Source organism: Verrucomicrobiia bacterium (assembly GCA_026414565.1).
In the GTDB taxonomy this organism is placed as follows: Bacteria; Verrucomicrobiota; Verrucomicrobiia; order Limisphaerales; family Fontisphaeraceae; genus Fontisphaera.
On record JAOAIT010000018.1, the window covers coordinates 215,915 to 234,599 of the forward strand.

The 18,685-nt window shown below is 58.9% G+C and carries 5 protein-coding genes; 1 reads left to right on the top strand and 4 read right to left on the bottom strand.

Annotated elements, in window-relative coordinates; genetic code table 11:
- Positions 1-39 precede the first annotated feature (39 nt).
- The gene (locus N3J91_05125) at positions 40-10,425 is read left to right on the top strand and encodes a lamin tail domain-containing protein (GenBank protein ID MCX8155823.1); all 10,386 of its coding nucleotides are present in this window, start codon (positions 40-42) and stop codon (positions 10,423-10,425) included.
- 32 nt (positions 10,426-10,457) lie between these two features.
- On the opposite strand, the gene smc is transcribed toward N3J91_05125, so the two are convergent.
- The 4 genes from smc to lepB all read right to left on the bottom strand — a co-directional run bounded on the left by smc (position 10,458) and on the right by lepB (position 18,678).
- Positions 10,458-14,213: a chromosome segregation protein SMC gene (smc, locus tag N3J91_05130; GenBank protein ID MCX8155824.1), complete on the bottom strand. Its 3,756-nt coding sequence runs from the start codon at positions 14,211-14,213 to the stop codon at positions 10,458-10,460.
- Positions 14,214-14,423: 210 nt separating this feature from the next.
- The gene (locus N3J91_05135) at positions 14,424-15,515 is read right to left on the bottom strand and encodes an amidohydrolase family protein (GenBank protein ID MCX8155825.1); all 1,092 of its coding nucleotides are present in this window, start codon (positions 15,513-15,515) and stop codon (positions 14,424-14,426) included.
- 193 nt (positions 15,516-15,708) lie between these two features.
- On the bottom strand, positions 15,709-17,133 hold the full coding sequence (locus N3J91_05140) for an MFS transporter (protein MCX8155826.1): 1,425 nt from the start codon (positions 17,131-17,133) through the stop codon (positions 15,709-15,711).
- Between the two features lie 288 nt (positions 17,134-17,421).
- On the bottom strand, positions 17,422-18,678 hold the full coding sequence (gene lepB, locus N3J91_05145) for a signal peptidase I (protein MCX8155827.1): 1,257 nt from the start codon (positions 18,676-18,678) through the stop codon (positions 17,422-17,424).
- Positions 18,679-18,685 lie beyond the last annotated feature (7 nt).

An 18,685-nucleotide genomic window follows, 5' to 3' on the forward strand; every position in this document is an offset into this window, starting at 1 on the left:
TCCCCGAAAACGCATTTGTGCTACATTTGGGTGACAACCATGAAGTTTTTTCGTGCTCCCGCGACCGCGGCGGTGGTGGTCGGTATGGTTTTAGGGTATGCAGTCACCGCTCACGGCCAAACCACCAATGGGGTGTTGCGGGAGGTTTTTAGGGGAATCAGCACAGGCACAATATCCGCCCTTACCAGCGCTCCCAATTACCCCAACAACCCCGACCTCGAGGAAGTTTTAACTCAATTTTTTGAGTGTCCCCGGGAATTTTCTGATTATTACGGCACCCGGCTTCGGGCCCTACTCATCCCTCCGGTCACCGGCACCTATTATTTTTATATCGCCAGCGATGATCAGGGGCAGTTGTTCCTTAGTTCCGATGAAAACCCGGCCAATAAACAATTAATAGCCAGCGTCAATTCCTGGACCGCCGCCCGCGAATACAATAAAGAACCCAATCAACGCTCGGCCGGCATTGTTTTGACCAATGGCCGCCGGTATTACATCGAGGCCTTGCAGGCGGAAGGGGCAGGGGGGGACAATCTGGCCGTGGCCTGGCAAATGCCCGGGCAGCAGCCCCTGCAGAATAACGCTGATCCTATTCCGGCCATTTACGCGGTTCCCTATGGCCTGGGACCGCCCACAATCACCACGCAACCGCAAAATATCAGCGTCGTGGAGGGCGGCTCCGGCAGCTTCTCCGTGGCCTTGGCCCGCTATATCGGCGCTACTTTCCAGTGGTATAAAAACGGCCTGCCGGTGGCGGGGGGTACCAATGCCATGCTTACGGTGGGGCCGGTGGCCTTGAGCGACAATGGCGCAACCTTCCGATGTGCCATTACCAATGCCTACGGCGGCACCAATTCCCTCGTCGCCACACTCACCGTGACCGCCGACATCACCCCGCCGGTTTTCCAATCCGGTGCCTGGCTGGGACATCCACAGGTGTTGTCGCTCCTCTTTTCGGAACCGCTCGAGGCGGCTTCCGCCACCAACCCCGCCAACTATTCCATTGCTAGTGGGTTTCAAGTCTTGGGTGCCGGTTTTGGGCCGGACACGCGAACGGTGGTTCTATACACCACCCCGCTGACCAATGTGACTTCCGTGACCGTCACGGTTAACAACGTGCGTGATCGCGCCACCACCCCCAACACCATCCCGGCCAACAGCACCCGCACCATCAGTTTGAGCGTGACCCCGCTGGATTCAGCTTTACGCTGGCCCGCCCGCGAACCGGCCGGCCCGGCCACCCGCAACGGCCCGCTGGTGATCAGCGAAATCATGTATAACCCCACCAACCGCAGCGACGGCCGGGATTTGGAATTTCTGGAAATTTACAATGCCCAGTTGTGGCCGGAAGAAATCGGTGGTTTTCGCATTACGGGCGCAGTCGAATACACATTCCCCACAGGTACTGTCATACAAGCCAACAGTCGTTTGGTGGTGGCCGCGGTGCCGGCGGATGTACAAGCGGTTTATGGAATCAGCGGGGTCCTGGGACCGTTCAGCGGCCGATTGCAAAACGAAGGAGGCACCTTGCGCCTGCGCAATCATCTGGGGGCTGTGCTCTTTGAGGTGGAATATTCCGACGACTGGCCCTGGCCGGCCGCTGCCGACGGCGGGGGACATTCGCTGGTGCTCGCCCGGCCCTCTTATGGGGCCAACGATCCGCGGGCCTGGGCCGCCAGTGAACGCCTCGGTGGCTCACCGGGCACTGACGAACCCGTGATGGTTAATCTCTACCGCGCCATCATGTTCAACGAGGTGATGCCCTATCCCGGACAGGGAGAGCAGCCCTTCCTCGAGTTGTTCAACTACGCTGCAGGCGGATTAAATCTCTCCGGTTGTATTCTCACGGATGAAACAGGCACCAACCGCTATGTATTTCCAGCCAATACCGTCATACCCGGCATGGGCTTTTTGGCCATTTCCCAAAGTCAACTGGGTTGGTCGCTCAATCCAGAGGGGGGCAAGCTATTCTTGCGAGATCCTTCGCAGATCAGGGTGATTGATGCGGTAAAGTATCCGGGGGTGGAGGCTGGACGCTCTTGGGGCCGCAGCCCGGATGGCGGCATCGAATTCTCCCACCTGACCACCCCTACCGCAGGACGGGCCAATGCCGCCCCGCTGACGCCGGAAGTGGTAATCCATGAAATCATGTTCGATCCCATCACTGAAAATGCCGATGATGAATTTATTGAATTGCACAATCCGGGCTCGCAGCCGGTCAACCTCAGCAAATGGAGAATTCGCGGAGATGTCAGTTATACCTTCCCCAACCCTACCGTCATCCAACCGGGCGGCTTTCTCGTCATTGGCGCGAACACCAGTTACCTGCGGACGCGCTACCCCAATCTGAATGCCCAGAACTCCGTGGGAGATTACCAGGGGCGCCTTGCCAATCGCGGCGGCTGGCTGCGTCTGGAAAAGCCGGTCCAACTGTTCTACACCAATCAAAATGCCCAGGTGGCGGAAGCCAAATACGAGGTGGTGGTCCATCAAGCGCGCTTTCAGGCTGGCGGCCGCTGGCCGGCATGGACGGGTGGCGGCGGCAGCAGTCAGGAGCTGGTGGACCCCCGGGTTAACGGCCTCTGGGCCATGGCCTGGCGGGGTTCCGACGAATCTGGCCAGTCGGATTGGGTGGTGATTCAGCACACGGGTGTGTTGGATAACGGCATGGATACCGCTGACTCTTTGCAGGTACTCCTGCTGGGGCCGGGGGAGTGTCTGGTGGACGATGTCGAGGTCATCCCTGCCGGTGGCACCAATCTGGTGTTGAACGGCTCGTTTAACCAGGACGCCAGCGGATGGTTCTTTCAAGGCACCCATTGCCGCTCCAGTTGGGAGCCGCTGCAAGGTTACGGCGGCCCGGGCTGCCTCTATGTGCGCGCCAGCTCCCGCGGTGACACGGGGGCCAACCGCATTCGCACCCGCCTGGCTCGCACATTGAATGCCGGCGAAACGGCCACGATTCGTGCCCGGGTCAAGTGGCTCAAGGGACATCCAGAAATTCTGCTGCGTTTGCGAGGTAATTACCTCGAAGCTACCGGCAACATGTTGTCCAAGAGCAATTTCGGCACCCCAGGCCGTGCCAGCCGGCCGCTGGGAAATGGAGCCCCGGTGATCATGGACGTCACCCATAGTCCGGTATTACCCACCGCCGGCCAGACGGTGCGGGTCATTGCGCGGGTTTTTGATCCGGACGGTCTGTCCGCTTTGTTTGTGCGTTACCGGGTGGACCCCGCCACCAATTGGAATAGTGTGGCCATGTCCTACCACGGCGCTGGCTATTACTCAGCTTCCATTCCCGCCCAATCATCAGGAGCAGTAGCAGCCTTTTACATTCTGGCGGCCGATCTGTACGGCTTGACCCGGCAGTTTCCTGAGGACGCCCCCGAGCGCGAATGTTTGATCCGTTGGGGTGAATCCACTCCTTCCGGGCAACTGGGCGTGTATCGCATGTGGCTGACCCAGAAGACCATTAATCAATGGACCACCCGTGAGAAACTCAGCAATGATCCGCTGGACGGTACTTTTGTCTATGGCAATTCGCGGGTGATTTATAATGCTGGCAACCAGTACAGTGGCAGTCCCTGGCATTCACCGGGCTTCAACTCGCCCCTGTCGGGGTTCTGCGACTTCGCCTTGAGTTTTCCTCCCGATGAGCCCTTGCTGGGCAGTGAGGAACTGACTCTCCAATGGCCGGGCAATGGGGGAGGGGACGGCACCGCCCAGGGCGAGCAACATGCCTACTGGCTGGCTTATCAACTGGGCCTGCCGTATTGCTATCGTCGTCCGGTGCATTTCTACGTCAACGGTAATCGGCGTGGCGATCCCACCATTGAGGATGTGCAACAGCCCAACCGGGAATTTGTCCAAACGTGGTATCCGGATCAACCACGCGGCGATTTGCATAAAATCCAGATTTGGTTTGAATTTGACGACCAGGCCAGCACTTTCGCAGCCGCAGGGGCCAACCTTGGCAATTACACCACCACCGGCGGACAGAAAAAACTGGCGGTGTATCGGTGGACGTGGAGCAAGCGTGCCTATGGCAACCAGGGCAACAACTACACCAACCTCTTCCGCCTGGTGGACGCCGCCAACACCTCCGCGAGTGGAGAAAATTACACGCGGGCCATTGAGGCCGTCATAGATGTCAACCAATGGGCCCGCCATTTCCTGGTGGAAAAACTGGTGGGCAACTGGGACAGTTATGGCAATGGTGGCGGCCAAAATATGTACACCTACATGCCCCAGGGCGGCACCTGGAAGATGTTAATCTGGGATATTGATTTCGCCTTTTATTCCGGCAGTCCCACCGACGGTTTGTTCGGTTTTACTGATGGGCCTCTTTCGCGGCTCTTCAGCCATCCCCCCTTCGCCCGGGCCTACTGGCGAGCCATTAAGGACGCGGCGGAAGGGCCACTGCAGCCCTCGCGCTCCAATACCATTTTAGACTATCGCTACAATGCCTTGCGCGCCAACGGCATCAGCCTTTCGGCGCCGGACAACATTAAGAATTACATCAGCGGGCGGTTGCAATACCTGCAAAACACCGTGCTGCCGCAAATCGCCAGCCCTTTTCAGGTCACCTCATTGCCCGGCGGGAACTGGACCACCAACCGCAACTTGTTGACGCTCTCCGGCACCGCCCCCATCGAGGTTGAATCCATTACCATCAACGGCATACCCGTGCCGGTGGTATGGACAACGGTTACTAATTGGACAGCCTCCTGGGCTTTGCAGCCCGGCACGCAAACGCTCACCGTGGCCGCGCTGAATGGACGGGGACAAACCCTGTCCACCACCACCCGCACGGTGACCTATACTGGCACGCCGGAATCCCCTTCAGACGTTTTGGTTATTAATGAGATCATGTACCAACCCCCCTGGCCGGGGGCGGAATATGTGGAAATCTATAATCGTTCGCAAAACAATGCGTTCGATCTGTCCAACTGGCGGTTGCATGGCGTGGATTATCAATTCCCTCTCGGCACCATCATTCAACCCAATGGTTACCTGGTGGTGGCCAAAAGCATTGCCGCCTTCAACACTGCTTATGGCGCTTCGCCAGCCGTCATCGGGGAGTTTGGCGGCAATTTGGACAAGGACGGGGAAGTCATTCGTTTGGAGAAACCGGCCTCAGATACCAACCTGCTGGAGGTCGTGGACGAGGTTTATTATGAGACCATGCCACCCTGGCCGGTCGTAGGCGCCCAAGAGGGGGCATCCCTGCAACTGCGCGATGCGGCCCAGGACAACAGCCGGGCTGCCAATTGGACCGCTCTGACCACCAACCTGGCTGCGCCGCCAGCATGGCGGTTCATTTCCGCCAGCGGGGTTGCCGGCAGCGGGGTCATTTATGTGTATCTCCAAACCGCCGGCGATTGTTACATTGACGATTTGAAATTGGTGGCTGGAAGCAATCCGGACTCCGGCGCCAACCTGCTGGTCAACGGCGATTTTGAAAGTCCTTTGGCCGGCACGTGGAATGTATCCGCCAACCATGCGGGCTCCTATATTGATACCGCAGTCAAGCGCAGCGGCAATTCCAGTTTACATCTCATGGCCTCCAGCGGCGGCACCACTCGTGATTCTTCCATCTGGCAGGATGCCTCCAGCCGCCTGACCCAGGGACAAACTTATACCTTGAGTTTCTGGTATTTGCCGGGAGCCAGCGGCGGGCCATTAACGATCCGGTTCTCCGGCAGTTGGATTCGCATTGATGCCAATTTGGGCGCCGCCCAGGTCCAACGGGCCACTCCGGGCGCACCCAATTCGGTCGCCACCTCCCTGCCTGCCTTCCCGTCATTATGGCTCAACGAAGTTCAACCGTTGAACGTTTCTGGCCTGCGGGATCGTTTTAACGAAGCCGAGCCATGGGTGGAGCTTTTCAACAGCGGCACCAATACCGTCAGCCTTTCGGGGTTTTACCTGGCCAGCCAGTTCACCAACCTTGCCCAGTGGGCTTTTCCTACCAACGCCTCCATCGGGCCGAGGCAATTTTTGACCGTATGGCTTGACGGTGAACCCGGCGAAACCAGCTCCAACGAGTTGCATGCCTCCTTCCGGTTGACCTCGCCCACCGGCAGTGTAGCTCTGGCCCGGCTAGTGGGTGGGCAAACCAGCCTGGTGCACCACTTAAACTTCCGCGTGCCGGGACCGGACCGCAGTTACGGTTTGTATCCCGATGGCCGGGCAGCCAGACGACAAATCTTCGCCCTGCCCACACCAGGCGCAACCAACAACCCGGCTTACCCGCCTGTTTCGGTGTTCATCAATGAGTGGATGGCGGATAATGTCAGCGCCCTGGCCGATCCTGCGGATGGCAACTTCGAAGACTGGTTTGAATTATTCAATGCCGGCAACACTACCGCAGACCTTTCAGGTTACTACCTCTCCGATGATTTGGCCAACGCCTTCAAGTGGCGCATCCCGCAGGGCACCCTCATGCCCCCGCGCAGTTATTTATTGGTTTGGGCCGATGGCGAGCCTGAGCAAAACAGCGGCGGAGACTTGCATGCGAATTTCCGTTTGAGCGCCAGCGGAGAAAGCATCGGCTTGTATGGCCCGGACGGCACGCTGGTGGATTTGGTGGTATTTGGGCCGCAGGCCCCAGATCGCAGCGAGGGCCGATTTCCCGATGGCGCTGAATACATTGGGCCGATGAATATTGCCACCCCGCGCACTCCCAACCGGCTCAACTTTACCAACTCCCCGCCCGCGCTGGCGCCCTTGCCCAACCAGGTGGTGGCTGAGGGCACCCTCTTGACTTTTTCCTTCCAAGCCTCGGATCCGGATGCGGGACAAAATCTTGTATTCACGCTGGAACCCGGCGCCCCGCCGGGCGCCAGCGTGACGCCGGAAGGCACGTTTTCCTGGCTGCCCACTGAGGAGCAGGGTGGCCAGACCTACACCTTCACCGTCCGGGTGCGCGACAACGGCACCCCGCCGTTATCGGTTACCCAGTCATTTTCCGTTACCGTGGAAAAGGTGAATAGTGCCCCGCAGCTCCTTATCAGTGGTGATTTTGTCATCTATGAAGGCGAGCATTTTGCCCTTCTGGCTCGTGCCACTGACGGAGATCTGCCCCGGCAGAGCTTACGTTTTTCGTTGGGAGGCGAGCCTCCCTTGGGAGCGCAGATCAACCCCACCAACGGCCTGTTGACCTGGACGCCCTCGGAAATCCAGGGCCCAGGATTATATGCCCTGACCGTGCGGGTAATTGACGATGGCCAGCCGCCCCTGATGGATTCTCAAATCATTCGCATCACGGTTCTGGAGTCCAATACTCCGCCGCGGTTTCCTCAACTCGGCCCCTTCGCCGTAGCCGCCCAGCAAAACCTGAACCTTGCTTTGAACGCGAGCGATGACGACTGGCCGGCACAGTACTTGACATACGCCTTTGCCCAAACGCCTCCCTCCGGCGCCACCCTCACGCCAGACGGGCGCTTTAACTGGACGCCCACTTTGTCGCATACCGGCCAGACTTTCACCATCCATGTACAGGTTACAGATGATGGCATCCCACCGGCCAGTGCGACCACGGCCTTTACCGTTGTTGTTCATGGACAAAACACCGCCCCCGTGCTGGCGGCTGCAGCTTCCAACTTGGTGGCCATTACCGGCGAGGAGTTGAGGGTCACCAATGTGGCTTGGGACGCTGAAGCCCCGCCGCAAATCTTGCGATGGCAGATGCTTGCCGGGCCAACCAATGCGTCTCTGGAGGAACTTACCGGCACGTGGCGCTGGCGTCCGCAAAATTTGGACGCCGGAACGACGCAGTCGGTGCAACTGGTGGTCACGGATAATGGCCTGCCCCCGCTGAGCGCCACTCAATCCTTCGCCGTGATTGTTTTGCCTGCCGCCGCCGCTCCGCCGCTGACGGCGGTGACGCGAAGTGTGCTGGAAAGAGAACCCCTGGAATTTTTGGCCGGGCCGCTGACGAATACCTTGGGCCAGGCATTAAATTACGTCATCGTGCGGGCACCACGTTTTGGAACAGCCACCATACTGCCTGACCAGCGTGTGCGCTACTTGTCAGGCGGCTTTTTCAACGGTATGGACACTTTCGAGATTGGCTATCTCGTCAACGGAATCCTGGTTCGCACCGCGCCAGTGACCGTAACCGTCGGAATTGTCAATGACGTGGCTCCTTACCTGTTCGAGTTTCCGCTCAATTATCGGGCCGGGGCGCAACCGGTGGCGGTGGTCACAGGGGATTTCAATCGGGACAGCAAACTGGATGCGGCTTGTGCCAATGCGGCCGGCAATTCAATTTCACTGCTTTTTGGCAATGGGCAGGGGGGATTGGCGGCCCCTGTGGAATTGCCGATTGGGGGTGTGGTAACCCATCTGGCTACCGGCGATTTTAATCGGGACAGTCGCTTGGATCTGGTGGTGGCAGGGGGGCGCGACAACCGCATCAGCCTCTTAATCGGGGGCGGCGATGGCACCTTTGCCTCGCCCTTCCACGTGCCCTCAGGCAGCAACGTTACTGCCGTCGCCGTGACCGATCTCGATAAGGACGGCAAACCGGACGTCCTCTGCACGCACTTTGACGATAACACTTTGGGTATTCATTTTGGCAACGGGGTGGGGTGGATTCGTAATTCCACGTCCATCCCAGTGGGCACTCAACCCCTGGCGTTGCTGGCTGATGACTTCAACGCCGATACCCGGCCGGATATCGCGGTGGCCGAATACGGCCAGGGGACGATCAGAATCTTGTTGGGAGCGGGAAACGGCGGCTTTTTATCACAACATACCTACATCACCGGTACCGGCCCGCGGGCCATGGCCGCCGGCGACTTCAACGGGGACGGACGCCGGGATCTGGCTGTGGCGCACAGTGACGGTCTGCTGGTCGTTCTGCGCAACGTGGGCCTGGGACTGTTTGCGGCCACCAACCAGGTGTGGCTGGGGGGCAGCCCTGCCGGCCTCCTGGCGGCGGACATCAATCGGGACGGCCTGCTTGATTTGGTGGTCAGTGACGAGGCCGACAGCAGCCTGAAGGTGCTGCTGGGACTGGGCGATGGCACATTCCAGAATTATTATCAGGATCAGGGCGCTTTTTACTGGTTGCAAGGTCTGCCTGGCGGACTGGCCTTGGGCGACTTTAACAAAGACACCTTCGCCGATGTGGTGGTGGCCCAGTGGGGTTCGGACGAAGTGGCCGTGCTGCTCAATAACTATCAACCCCGCGTCCTGCCCATGAAACTGACGACGTTGGAGGACTGGCCCCTGGAAATCCGCCTGCGCGGCAGCACCGGACCTCTCCAGTTTCAATTTGGCTCCGGCCCCACCAACGGCACCCTGACGCTTAAACGTGCGCCTGACGTTTATTGGTATCGGCCGCACACCAATGCCAACGGGCGTGATGTCATTGAGTATTTCGCCTTTGATGGCCAGCGCTACTCGGCCCCGGCCAAAATTGCCGTCACCATCCTGCCCGTCAATGATCCCCCGGAAATCAGCCTGGCCACCAACGTGGTGGTGGCCCCCGAGGACTCAGGCTATTTCACCGTGCCGGGATTCATCACCCGCGCCGTTGGCGGTCCGGCCTCCGCGTTGGATGAGCAACGGCAGGCTGTGCGCTTTCAACTGACTGCCGCGCAACCGACCTTGTTTGCCGCGCAGCCCGCCATCATCAGCGGCGGCGCCCTGCGTTTTATGCCGGCGAAAAATCAATTTGGTGAGACCTTGGTAACGCTGGTGGGGCGGGATAATGGCCCGGTGGCCAATGGCGGCCAGAATCTCTCTGCCCCCGTACAATTCCTGATCCGTGTGGAAAATGTAAATGATCCGCCCGTGCTGGGTTACCTTCCCGGCAAAACCGGCTACGAAGATCAGGAAATTCGCTGGGACTTCACAGTTAGCGATTTGGAGTCTCCGCCTGACAGCCTGACATTTAGTTTTGCCTCCACCAACGAGGTGCTGCTGCCGCCCACCGCCCTGCGGGTGGAAGGGGCCGGCACCAACCGTGTGCTCGTGGCCCGGCCCGCCACTAATGAATTTGGCCGCACCCTAATAACGCTCACCGTCAGTGACGGCACCAACAGCGCCAGCCGCAGTTTTTCCCTGTTGGTGTACGGGGTAAACGATCCCCCCGTCATCGCCCTTCTCACCAACCGGGTGGTCTTGAACGCCGAGCCAACCACCCAATCTATACCCGTAATCAACTGGGCTGGCTGCTTCAACGGCCCGGAGAATGAAAGTGCACAGACCTTACGTTTTGTAGTGGTCAGCCCCCGCAAGGATTTGTTCCGATTGCAACCCGCCATCAGCCCACAGGGCGTTTTAAGCTGCCAGCCGGCCGCCACGGTGGGCACGGTGGAAGTCCTGGTGTACGGCGTGGATTCCGGCGGCGTCTCCTATGGCGGCCAGAACACCAGTGAACCGGTGGCTTTGACGATTGAAGTGCGCCCTTAAAGGCCGCGCTCAATCCCGCCAGCCCGGCCCGCTCACTTCACCAATACCACGTCCCCAACAGATCCTGCCGGTGTGCCGACTGAGGCGGCTGTCGAGGCGTTCTCGGCTGGCGGAGCGGCGGCCTGGTTTTCCCCCTCCGGGGCAGGGGAGGTTGAAGCATCCGCCTTGTGGAACTTGACACTCACGACCTTGCTCACGCCGTTTTCCTGCATGGTGATGCCGTAGAGCACATCGGCCATGCCAATCGTGCGTTTGTTGTGGGTGATGATGATGAACTGCGAGTGCAATAAAAACCGTTGCAGCACCTTGATGAAGCGGTTGATGTTGGACTCGTCCAGGGGCGCATCCAGCTCGTCCAGCACACAGAAGGGGCTGGGCTTGACTTGATAAATGGAGAACAACAGCGCCACCGCCGTCATGGTCTGCTCCCCGCCGGAAAGCAGGGAAATGCTTTGCAATTGCTTGCCCGGCGGCCGCGCCACGATCTCGATGCCGCTTTCCAGCACGTCCCCTTCATCCACCAGCCGCAAATCCGCCTTGCCGCCGCCGAAGATCTCAGTGAACATGGCTTGGAAGTTTTCCCGGATTTTGTTGAACGTCTCGGTGAACATTTCGCGCGTCTGGCTGTTGATGCGCTGGATGACCTCCAGTAATTGGGCCTTGGCGGCCACCAGGTCTTCGTGCTGGGTGCTGAGGAATTTGTAACGCTGCTCGGTTTCCTCATACTCCTCGATGGCCACCAGGTTGACCGGCCCCATCTCTTCGATGCGCTTTTGCAGAGCCGCCACCTGCTCGGCCACCGCGTTCCAATCCGTGGCCACACCGGCCGCGGCCATTTGCTCCGGGGTCAGCGTTTCCACCCGCGCCGGCCCTTCATCGGCATAGGTGATGGTGATGCACTCGCTGCGCACTTCGTCCAGATTGATTTGGTATTTCTGCTGGATGCGCTCGCGCAGGTTTTGCACCGCCATGTTTCGTTGGGCCAGTTCAACTTCCACCGCCGCCTTGTGCTGCTGTAAATCATTATGGCGCTTGCGCTCGGACCGCAATTGCTCTTCCCGCTGGTTGAGCGAAGTCATCAGGAGACTCTTTTGCTGCTGCAGCATGGCCGTGCGTTCGCTGATCTGTTCCCGCTCGTGGGCCAGGCGCTCCATCTGACGGCGGCTGTCTTCAATTTCCGCTTGCGCCTGCGCGTGACGCTGGGCGCCGGAACCAATTTCCGCCTCACGCTGACCGACCAACTGGCCCAATTCCCTGATGCGCTGTTCCAGCGGCCCGCGCTGCTGCCAGCAGGCGGCGCGCAGTTGTTCCTGGGTGGCCACGGCCACCCGAGCCTCGGTCAGCGCGGCATGGGCGCTTTCACGTTGCTGGCGCAGAGCCTCCAAACCCGCGCTTTCCTCCGCCAGTCTGGCCTGCAGTTGCTGCTCCTGCCGCTCGCACTCCGCCGCCTGGGCGGCCAGCGCCGCATGTTGTTGCTGGCCCTCTTGGGCCTGGCTGGCCAGGCTCTGGATTTCATAGACCACGGTGTCAATTTTCTGATGGAGCACCCGGAGCGAATTCTGCAATGCGTTGAATTCACCCTGATGCGTGGCCACGGACACCTCCTGCGCCCTCAGCTCGGTCTGCGCCTGTTGCAGGCTTGCCTGCAGGGCGGTCTGTTCCGCCTGCAACACCCCCTTGCGGCGGTTGCAATCGTTAAGTTTTTCCTGCAAGCCGGCCAGGGCCGCCCGCAAACTCTGCATCTGATTCTTGCGGCTTAGAATCGAGGAGGCTTGATGCCCATTGGCGGCGGCCCCGCCGGTAAAGATGCCGTGACGGCTGAGCAGATCGCCCTGGGGCGTGACAAAATCCCACTGGCCGGGGTGTTCCTGCCAGGCCGAGGTGGCCACGCTCAAATCAGCGACCAGACGCGTGCGCCCCAACAACGCGTTCACCCACGGCTGCGCCACCTCATCCGCTTGAATCAGGCGCGTGATGGCCTCGCCGGGGGCCGCGCTGCCATCCTCCACCGGCGGCGCGTGGTGGCCGTTGGTCAAAGCAAGGGCGGCCACACTGGCCTTGCCCTTCTTCTCCTGGCGCAATTCCTCCAAAATCTGCCGCGCAGTCTCCGGACGCTCGGTCAACACCAACTGCAAGTGATGGCCCAGGGCAGATTCCACTGCCGTGATGTGTTCATCGGCGGTCTGGATGCGATCGGCCAGCGAGCCCAAAACGGCTTCTGTTTTTTTCAACGCCGCCTGCGCGCCGGCGCTGAAACCTTCATGGGATTCCGCCAGTTGTTCCAGGGTATTCAACCGCGCGCGCAAACCTGCCTGTTCCCGCAGCCAGTTCTCCACCTCGTTCACCACCAGCGCCAATTCTTGTTGTGTCTCGCGCAGGCGGCGCTGGCGTTCCTCCACGGTGCTGCGCTGGAGCAAGACGTTTTGCTTCTCCTCTTCCACACTGGCCGCAAAGTGGCGCAAACGCTCTTCCAGCCGTCCCCGTTCCTCCTCCAACTGGATTTTTTCCGCTGACAGTTTCTCCAAGCGGGCAAGGTTGCCCTGTTTTTGCAGCTCCAGCACGGTGATGGCATTGCGCGTTTGCGCCAGCTTCTGCGCCGCCGCAAAAGCTTCGCTTTGGGTCTGACGCAAAACCTCCTGCCGCTGGCGCAGGGAATCTTCCACCGCCTGCACGGCCCGCTGCCGCTCGGCCAGATTCTCCCGCTGGCGGGCCAGGTTTTCTTCGGCTTCGCGTAACCGGGCATTCACCTGCTCCAGCTCAGTTTCAGAGGCCAGACGGCGCTCCCGGGCTTCGGCAATGTCGCGCAAGGCCCGCGCATTTTGCTCCTCCAATTCCCGGATGCGCTCCTCGTTGAACTGAATCCGGCTCTCATGACGCTCAATTTGCGCCTTGATCTGCAGGCCCTCCTGCTGGGCCAGATTGATCTGCTGTTCCAGTTCGGCCGCCTGCTGGCGCAGTTGGGTCAGCTCATCTTCCTGCCGCAGCAACGCCTCGGCGCCCAGCTCCAAATCGCGCTGGATTTCAACCAGCCGGGCATGGCGTTCCCGAATTTCTCCCTGCAGCACGTCATACTGGTGGCGGGCCAGTTGCGTATCCAGATGTTGCAGCTCCTGCATGAGCTGCCGGTAGCGGCGGGCCTTGCCCGCCTGGCGTTGCAGTGAGCCGATCTGGCGTTTAACCTCTTTAATTAAATCGGCCACCCGCAAAAGGTTCTGTTCCGTGTATTCCAGCTTGCGCAACGCTTCTTTTTTCTGGGCCTTGAATTTGGTGATCCCCGCTGCCTCCTCAAACACCAGGCGGCGCTCTTCCGGCCGGCTGGAAAGGATTTGCGTGATGTTGCCCTGGGCCATGATGCTGTAACTTGTCCGGCCCACCCCCGTGCCCATGAACAATTGTTGTATGTCCTTCAACCGGCAGGGGGTACGGTTAATGAAATACTCGCTGCCGCCATCCCGGAATACGCGGCGGGTAATCGTGACCTCGTTGTAACTCATCTCCACCCCCGCCGCCCGCAAATGCTCCTCGTCCACGTCTCCGATGGTGAGAGACACTTCGGCCATGCCCAGCGGTTTCCGGGAGTCGGTTCCGTTGAAAATTACATCCGCCATCTCGCCCCCGCGCAAGGCTTTGGCAGATTGCTCACCCAAGACCCAACGGATTGCGTCCGAGACATTCGACTTACCACACCCATTGGGGCCAACGATGCAGGTGACTCCCGGCAGGAAGTTTAGCGTAGTCTTGTCCGCAAAGGACTTGAACCCTAAAACCGTAAGATTCTTAAGATACATGCCAGTATGGATCTCAGGTTACCAGAGGTTGTGGATGATGCAAGCACAAACCACAACTAATTGTGGTCGCTCGCCTCTGTCGCACAACCAAGGTGAGGGTTCGGTAGGTACGACAACATCCCTAGTGGAGCATAAATCAAGGATGGGTGCAACAAAAAAAATACAGAAAAACAGCCTTAAGGCTGATTCTATAACGATAAAGCCGGTAAGTTAATGGTACCCATGGGGTTCCATTAGCCACTTACCATCTATCATGACGCCCAGGGGCTTGGGGGCTGCCTGCACAACATATTCAAAGGGGCAGGGGAGTCTGGCGGGTGCAGGAAGCGCAACCAAATCCGCATAGGCCCCCGGCTTAAGCTCCCCAAGGCGATTTTGTAATCCGATGGCTCGCGCTCCATGCAGGGTTGCCATCTTAAGGATGGCTTCCGGGGGCAACTCTGGATTTTTAGCAGCCAACTGCCGCATTTCAGAGAACAGGTTAAGTTCCAGCGGCTGGCCAGACTGCTTCAAAGTAGAAGCCAGGCTGTCCGTGCCCAGGCATACGTTGACCCCAGCCTTAAGCAAGAGAGCAAGTGGAAACGGCCGGTGTTTAAAGTACCGATGGCTGGAGGGGCAATGCACCACACCGACCTTGTGGCGTGCCAACACTTCAGCGTCATGGGGAGTGGCGTAATTCACATGGACGGCCAAAAAGTTGGGGGCTAGAACGCCCAACTCCGCCAATCTCTCAACCGGTGTATGCCCGCCGCAATCGGTCATGTCGCGCTGTGGCGCGAGCCAGTCGTACATGCGCCCGGCGCGGCGCGTGAACATCTCAAACTCGTCCACTGATTCCGCCACGTGCATCGCCATCAGCCAGCGCCGTCTGCGGCAGAGAGCCGCAGCAGCCTGAACCAGCGCAGGCGTGGTGGAATAAAGGGCATGCGGAGACAACCCCGGGCGGCACCGGCGGCGGGGCAGGGGAGCGATCCACTTTAGCGCCTCTTGTAATAACACCGCAGGCTCCCGGCGGTGGCGGACGTTGGTCAGCTCCAAGAGACTGAAAACCCGCAGGGGCGTAACCTGCCAAACGTCGGCCAGCAGTTCGGGCACCGCTTCAATATCCACCACCGTGGTGGTCCCGTTTTCCAACAACATCCGCGCGCCGGCCAGCCAGGATTGGGCATACTCACTGAATCCCCAATGGGCTTTATAGGCCAACATCCCTTTGAGCCAGTCCGGGAAATAACGCGGGGCAGGCAGCCTGCCGGCCATGGCCGTGTAATCCAAATGGCAATGCGCATTGATCAGACCGGGCATGAGCAGGACCTCTCCCAAGTCCTGGACGCTGCCAGTCACGTGCGAACGCACCTCCCTCCATTGGCCCACGCTGGCGATGCGATTGCGGTAAATCTGCACCGCCGCGTCCCGCAGGGGAGGCGAGGTTATGGGCAAAAGCCATTTGGCGCGCAACCACATGCAGCCCCACACTAACGCGGTGCAGGCCCGGGCATCAATGTTTGGTTTGCAGGCCGGCAGCCACCCATTTGCGCGCCAGCCACAGGCCCACGGGCGTGCTCATGGCAAAGCAGCCGTAAATCAACCAGATCCATTCCGTGTGCAGTTGCTCGGGTGGCAAACCCTTGGTACAAAACGTTTCCAACATATAACCGGAATACAAACCGGTGGTGCCTTTGGCCAGCAGCCAAGGGATGTTGGCCAGGCCCATGAATTGTGCCACCCGTCCTGGGGGCGCCAGCTCGGCGGCGTACTCCAGAAACCGGGCCGACCACAGCGCCTCGCCGATGGAGAAAATGACAAAATAGATGATGAGGAGTCCCAAATGCGGGCCAGCGCACAACAGAAAGGTCGGGGCGGCGGAAACCAAAGTTCCAATCACCATCATGGTATAGACGGGCACCCGCCGGGTTAAGGCGGTCAAAATCGGCACGCCGAAAAAGATGATGAGCGGGTTGATCCAATTGACCAGCCACTCCATGCGATCGGCCACGTTTTGCGGATAGGCCCGCAAGATGTATTCCGGCATGGTCAGCCATTGGTGGGCAAACAAGGTCCGCACCGGTAGCAGCATGAAAATGAAAAACAGGAAACGCGGATTGGCAAAGGGGCCTTCGGTAAAATAATGTCGCAAAAATTCCCGAAATGTACGGCGAACCTTGGGCGTGATGTCTGTTTCCGGGCGCAACCGTGCGGCTTCCTGGCGTCTTGTCATAAACAACCAAAACCCCACGCCGGCCAGCAGTGTGATCCCCAAACAAACCCAATTTACGGCATGAGCGCCGCTTACCGAAATGTCGCGCAGAAATCCCAAAAAGGGCAGGGGAGTGCCCTGCCCCTTCCCGTCCATCATCTCCTGCACCGCCGGACGAATCCAAGCCGACAATGCGCCGATGCCCACAATGCCCAGGTTCATCCAGGCGTAGATCATGGCATATCCCATGGAGTGGGTTTTTTCGTTGGTAAACTGTTTGACGCCGGAGTAACAAGACGGCGTCAATATGCCGGATCCCATGGCCACCAGGAGGATGCTGGTGAAAACCAGGACGGTTGACCAAGAGGTCCAAGGTGCCAGACAATAAGCCAGCCGCCCCACGGCGCTAAACCCCAGAGCCAGCAAAATGGCCCGCCGAAGCCCCTGCTTTTCCGCCCAACTTCCCACGCCCAACATGAATAAAGTCACCAGCATGGTAAAAGCTGAGACGGCGACGCCCGCGGCCTTGTCCCCCCAATGCAAGTCATTGGACAAGTAATGCGTCATGAGTGTTAGCACGCCAAAGTAAGCCATGCTCTCCACGACATAGACGCCAATGACAATCCACAGCGCCCCGGGTAAGACACCGAGGTCGGTGAACGAACGCCAGAAATCACGCAACGCATCTCTGACCGTGAGAGGTTTGGGATGATTTGAGTTTTGCATCGGCAGCTAAGGGTGTAAAGGAAGGCGCCAAGCAAGACAATCAAAACGTCCTTGGCGGAGGAATCTTTCGGCTGGAGCTCAGGCCTATGGTCCTTGACGATGAGAAATGCCAGAAAAGGAAACACGCAATGGACAGCTCAGCAAACGCAAGCATCTATATTAAATATAACATAAATTGTGCGAATATAATTAAAACACAATGTGTTGCGCCAGAATGGCTTTAACATCGCGCCATCCCCAAAACCGCTGCTCCGGGAGCCAGCTCTTAACCTCCTTGGAAACCGGTGTTTATTTCCGTTCGCTATTGGCCAGGTGTTCCCAACCAAACCGCTCGCCGAAGGGCCAATACACAAAAAAGGATTTCCCAATGACATTTTCCTGTGGCAGATCACCCCAGTTACGCGAGTCGGAGCTGTTCAAGGTGTTGTCGCCCATCGCCAGGTAATGCTTGGGCCGCACAACGAACTCGGCCTTGGCATCCGGGAAGTGATAAGCCAGGGCGGTCAGGCTCGGGTCGCGCAGGATTTGGGCCACCTTTAAGCCCACCGTCCGATTCATGTGGCCAAAGTACTGACCTTTTTGGGGATGATTGAGGTCGAAGGTATAAACGCGTTCAAAATTAGGGGTGCTGGCATCCAAGCGGGTGCCATTGATGATCAAATGATTGTCATCGCCAATACGCACTTTCTCGCCCCCCATGGCCACCATGCGTTTAATGTAATATTGGTTCTGGGGTAAATCCCGGATGCCTTTGGTGGCGAAGACAATGATTTCTCCGCGCCGGGGCCGCCGGAAATTATAAGTCATCCGATCCACAAACAAATGATCTCCGCTGATGACCTTCAAACGCATCACCGTTTCGCCGGGCTGGAATTCGCGGCTGGTGGGCGTGAAATAAAAGGCCCCGTCGGGAAGCCGGTGCAAATCCACCAGCCCGGCCCGCTGCAGAATGTCATCCGGCGGAAAAAACAGGGTCACCTCCTGCGCGCCAATTTTGAACTTCTGCCAGAGATTGAAAAAGATGAACCGTTTGGGCGGGCGCACGTCTTGAATTTGACCGCCCGATTCCGCCACCACCTGGAAATAACTGACGCCTTTGAACCACGAATCCACAAATGCCTGCCAGCCTGTGGGAATGGCCACATCTTCCCGCCCCATCAAATTTTCGTGGGTGATGCCATACAGAGTCGGCTGCATGGAGCCCGTGGGAATTTTGAAGGGCTGGAGGAAAAAGGTGCGGATGGCCATGGCAACGGCGATCGCCACCAGAAACACCTCGATATTGTCGCGCAGGCTGGCGTGCGGGTAGGGCTTGAGCCATTTGCCGGCGGCCTTTTCCAGCTCTTCCACTGCTGCCGCCAACTTTTGCTTGTGGGTGGTTTCGCGGGCGGTCTGGCGGAGCGCCGCACACGCCGCCAGGATGGCCTCATGGCCGGCCGGGGCGACCAGATCAGCCTGCGCCCGCAAGGTGCGGCGCACGTGTCGCTCAGCCGCGATGGCGTTGCGGACGTTGTGACTTAGAAACCAATGCAACAACAATGCCATAGGCAGG